A 4,278-nucleotide genomic window follows, 5' to 3' on the forward strand; every position below is an offset into this window, starting at 1 on the left:
GGTGTGATGAGCATCAATTGCGACAATGAGTGCATCATGACGCGCTGGCCAACGGGGTGGCGCTCACTGTAGTAGGTGTCAAGCAAGCCCTGAGGCGCCCAACCCTTCACCTCGGCGGCCAGCTTCCATCCCACGTTCATTGCATCCTGCAGCCCGAGGTTTAGTCCTGGTCCACCGATTGGCGGATGCACGTGTGCGGAATCGCCCACCAGCAGTATGTTTCCCACTCGGTACTGGTCAGCTTGCCGGGTGTTCTGGACGTTGAGCCGTCGTAGCGCATGCGGCCCTGGACCGCTAGGCCCGTCGAACTGCACATCGACGCCGATGATGCGCCGCACGCTGTGGCGCATTTCGTCGATGGTTAACGGCCTAGTGTCGTCCGCCGCTTCGTCATCGAACTCCATCGTGATGATGCTGCTGTACTGCGGTGACCGCTCGATGTAGAAGATGGCCCCGCGCTCGAAGCTGTTCAGCCCAAAAGGTATTCGACCGAATCCGGGGATTTGCCACCCGCCGTCGCGACGCGATTCATCAGGTATGCGCACGTCGGCAATTCTCGTATGGGTTGGCATCGTGACCCCGGGGAAGCCGATGCCGGCGCGTTTGCGGACTATGCTGCGACCGCCGTCGGCGCCGACCAGATATCGCGCACTGAGGTGATAGCTGCCCTCGGGCGCGGCCACGGTCAGGGTGGAGATTTCGCTGTCCACCTCCATTTCAACGACCTCGTGGCCCCATCGCACGTCGACACCCAGGTCGCGCGCACGTGCGACGAGCAGCCGCACCAATTGCGGTTGGGGAATCGGCAGTGCATACAGCGGGTTGTTCTGAACGCCTACCAAGGGCAACTCCATACCGGCGAAGACACCGTGGGACACAGGACGCGGCGGGCCGGGATCGCCAGTAATGGCCCGATAAAGCCCGCGAATGTCGAGAGCGCGAACGACTTGCCCGACAAGGAAGTTCGCCTTGTGTTCGTCGCTCGGTTGGGTGTCGCGCTCGAGCACCGTGGGACGCACGCCAGCCAGCGCCAGCTCGCAAGCAAGCAACAGGCCGCTGGGTCCTGCGCCTACTATGACGACATCGAGGCGACGCCTACTCAAAGTTGAAACCCCCGCGTTCGTGCGTCACGGTCGGTCGCGGCCGAGAACCCAACCGGCCGTCCGGAAACGGAGCAAAGCGGCTGAAACACTGATCACACATGGACGCCGGCTATCAATCGACTCCACACGCCGGTGGTTTGCCGGGGCCTTTCGGCCACCTCCGTTGCCACTTGGCTAGCGACCACCGTGGTTTCTGGCGCCATGGTTAAGAATTGGCCCAGCCCACACGCTCGCCTCGCTGCAAAGTCAAATAGAGACATCTTAAGGTGTCTCACCAATACCGTTGCGCCGCAACAGTTTAGCGCCGCGTCGGCGGCGCGCTAGGGTAATGGACATCGCAGTGACAATAGGCGCTGAGTTGCCTGCGTCACAATGGTTCTCCCATTCAATAAAAAACGTATCGGCCAGCGCTTGCGCTCGCTGCGGTTAGAGAATTGCGCTCCAGGCCGTTGGGCCCAACCATTTCCCCACGGCGGCTGGTGATCTGCGTGAGGGCCTGCGGCTACTACAGACCCGGGGTCAATGGTGAGGTGTGGTTCTAGACGCGAGCACCGACGGGCCGGAGCAACACTCGTTTTGGTGCCACGTACCTTCGCGTTGCGTCCCGGTGATCTGCTAGCCATAGGCACCTCGGCGGTGTCGGCTACGCGTGCGCCCCACCACCCCTGCTGATCCCCGGCGATGCCGTCGGGTCGAGGTTGATCGTCTGGGGGTCCTCCGCAACAGGATCGTCAGTAATCAGCACCGCCGAGGCGGGCTCACGGCGATGCGTATCTTTTGTGAACCGATAGGGCGCAACAAAATTCGGATGGGGCCGCCGCGTCCGGCGAGCATGAGGTCCGGGCGCAGCCCATTTCTGATGAATATATTGCAAAAAATTCCATGGTGCGCGATGCTTGCCTGCAACCAACGATGGGAGGGTCCATGCTCGATGACGGACTGGCGGAGATCTTGTTCGCTCCGCTGACCATCAATGAGGTCACCCTCAAAAATCGCATCGTGATGAGCCCGATGGCAGCACTAGAGCCGGGGGCCGACTTTGGACCCAGCGAGCAGACGATTGCGTTTCTTCGCGAGCGGGCTAAAGGCGGCGTTGGCCTGATCATTGTGGGTGGCTCGGCGGCGACGCGCCGCGCCCACGAGGAGGCGCCGGTCACAGCCTTGCGATTCGATGATGACGCTTTTGTCCCGGGACTTAAACGGATGACAGATGCCGTCCATGCGCTCGGAACACCAATCTTCGCTGAGCTCTCTCCTGGTATGGGCGCGATGGCGGTCAAATCTCCACCTGGTTTTCCTCTGATCGCAGCGAGTCCCAAACAGGTTGTCACGACGGCCGATCGGTTCCCGCAGGGAATCAATGTGCCGTTCGATCGCGTTACGGCGACGCCGCGGGAGGCGACGATTGACGAGATCCGTCAACTGGAGCGTGAAACAGCCGCTGCGGCTGTGCGTGCCCGGCGCGCCGGATTCGATGGTGTCGAGATCCCGGCGATGATGAGCTACTTTTTGGCGTCCTTTCTCTCGCCTCGGTACAACTGGCGAACCGACGAATACGGGGGCAGCCTGGAGAACAGGGCACGTGTGCTGGTAAACATCGTCGGCCTGATTCGCGAGCAGGTCGGCGATTCGTTCCCGATCGGCTTGCGCATTCTTGCCAACGAGCATGTGGAGGGCGGCCAAGGCCCCGAGGACTATGCGGCCATCGCACAACTGGTGGAACGCGAAGGCCTGGACTACGTGGCCTTGACTGACGGCCATTATGAGTCGATGGACACGTCCCTATCCCAAGCGGGGACCGTGGTGCACGGAGAGGCGCAAGTCTTCCGCCAGGCACTGTCCTGCCACCTCTTTCTAGGCGGCATCCATGATCCCCGACGCGTGAGAGAAACCATTGCTGCCGGCCACGCCGACGCGCTGATGTTCGCGCGCCCCCTACTGGCAGATCCCGAGTACGCCAACAAGATCCGAGACGGACGCGCTCACGAGATCATCGAGTGCGACCGCCAGAACCGTTGCATGCTCCGCCTGGCGTTGAACATGCCGGTTCGCTGTACCGTGAATCCGCGCACGGGTCGCGAAGCTCGACGCCCTGGCCAACGGCCCCCAGTTTCGCGCATCATCAAGGCCCCCGTCGAGCAATTCCTTCTCCGCGCGATTGGCTCCGAGCAGCTCATGGGCCTCGCCGGAAAGGTCGTCAAAAAGCGCCGGCCGACATCGCAGTAGCGGCACCGTTGGACAGCCGCATATCAGGGTGTTGGCAAGTCGCGCGTGTTGCGCCGCAGACTGCGAGGCTCCGAGCAGACGTGTTGAATCTTCTTGCGAAGCATAGGCGCGACAACGCGAATGTTGGAACGTGAAATCCGAATTCACTGCGACATCGCCCCGACGCTGGCCCTGATTTAACGCGCGCGCGACCGCAACGAACGCTCCGGAGATGAGTAGGCCGCCGATCACGGCGAGCGTCAAGAATGGCCGAACTCAGCCGACGCAGCGGCGTCACACCGGCAACCATTAAGTACTACCGGCGCGAGGGATTACCGCCAGGAGTGCACACTCACCCCAATCAGGTCGACTACGCCGCGCACCATGTCACCCGCCCGCAACTCATCCGAGCCCTCGTGGATGTCGGAGGGCTGTCTGTGAGCGCTACATCCAATCTTTTGGCCATCTTCGACACCGCCGACATCGACGTCTGGGAATCGGTCGGCAAATCTCAATACGCGGTCAGTTCCTCTCGCACAAGTTCAGTTGTCACAGCTGACACAGTGGCCGAGCAGACCGTTGACGCGTTGCTCCACAAGCGCGATTGGCGCATCCGCGCCGACAGCCCCGCACATAGACACCTCCTCGACGTGTGCGCCGCACTGCAAGCCCTGGGCCACGACGACATCATCACCGCGCTTGACGACTACGCCACTGCGATCGAGAAAGTCGTCGAGATTGGCATGCCGTTGATCGAAGCACACCGCGACCTCGGCGGTGTCATCGAGAAGGTCATCGTTGGCACGCGTCTTGGGGGACGCCGCTATCTCGGCGCTCCGTCAACTCGCCCAGAAACACCTATCGCCCCCACAGCTGACTAAACATGGGCCCATCGGAAAGCCTTCATCGAGAACGAGTCAAGTCCGGCGAAGACGCTCGCCGTGAGCGACCGCCTCGGACAGCGCGAACC

3 protein-coding genes are annotated in these 4,278 nt (G+C 61.9%); 2 read left to right on the forward strand and 1 reads right to left on the reverse strand.

Going from position 1 to position 4,278, the window contains the following annotated elements; translation table 11 throughout:
• A partial coding sequence (locus tag A9W96_RS23795) for an FAD-dependent monooxygenase (RefSeq protein WP_082972572.1) occupies positions 1–1,103 on the reverse strand: 1,103 nt, incomplete at its 3' end.
• A 924-nt stretch (positions 1,104–2,027) separates the two neighbouring features.
• On the opposite strand from A9W96_RS23795, the gene A9W96_RS23800 reads away from it, so the two are divergent.
• Entirely contained in the window at positions 2,028–3,329 is a 1,302-nt protein-coding gene (locus tag A9W96_RS23800; protein WP_067143570.1) for an NADH:flavin oxidoreductase, read from the forward strand.
• A gap of 245 nt (positions 3,330–3,574) precedes the next feature.
• Positions 3,575–4,189 (forward strand): MerR family transcriptional regulator, encoded by a 615-nt coding sequence (locus tag A9W96_RS23805; RefSeq protein ID WP_082972571.1) that lies wholly within the window; start codon positions 3,575–3,577, stop codon positions 4,187–4,189.
• The last annotated feature ends 89 nt before the right edge of the window (positions 4,190–4,278 follow it).

This window comes from Mycobacterium sp. 1245852.3 (assembly GCF_001669335.1).
GTDB classification, from domain to species: Bacteria; Actinomycetota; Actinomycetes; order Mycobacteriales; family Mycobacteriaceae; genus Mycobacterium; species Mycobacterium europaeum_A.

Bases quoted from the DNA above. Each gene is read 5' to 3' on its own strand.
- A9W96_RS23805 (WP_082972571.1), top strand. From the start codon at position 3,575: ATGGCCGAACTCAGCCGACGCAGCGGCGTCACACCGGCAACCATTAAG.
- A9W96_RS23800 (WP_067143570.1), top strand. From the start codon at position 2,028: ATGCTCGATGACGGACTGGCGGAGATCTTGTTCGCTCCGCTGACCATC.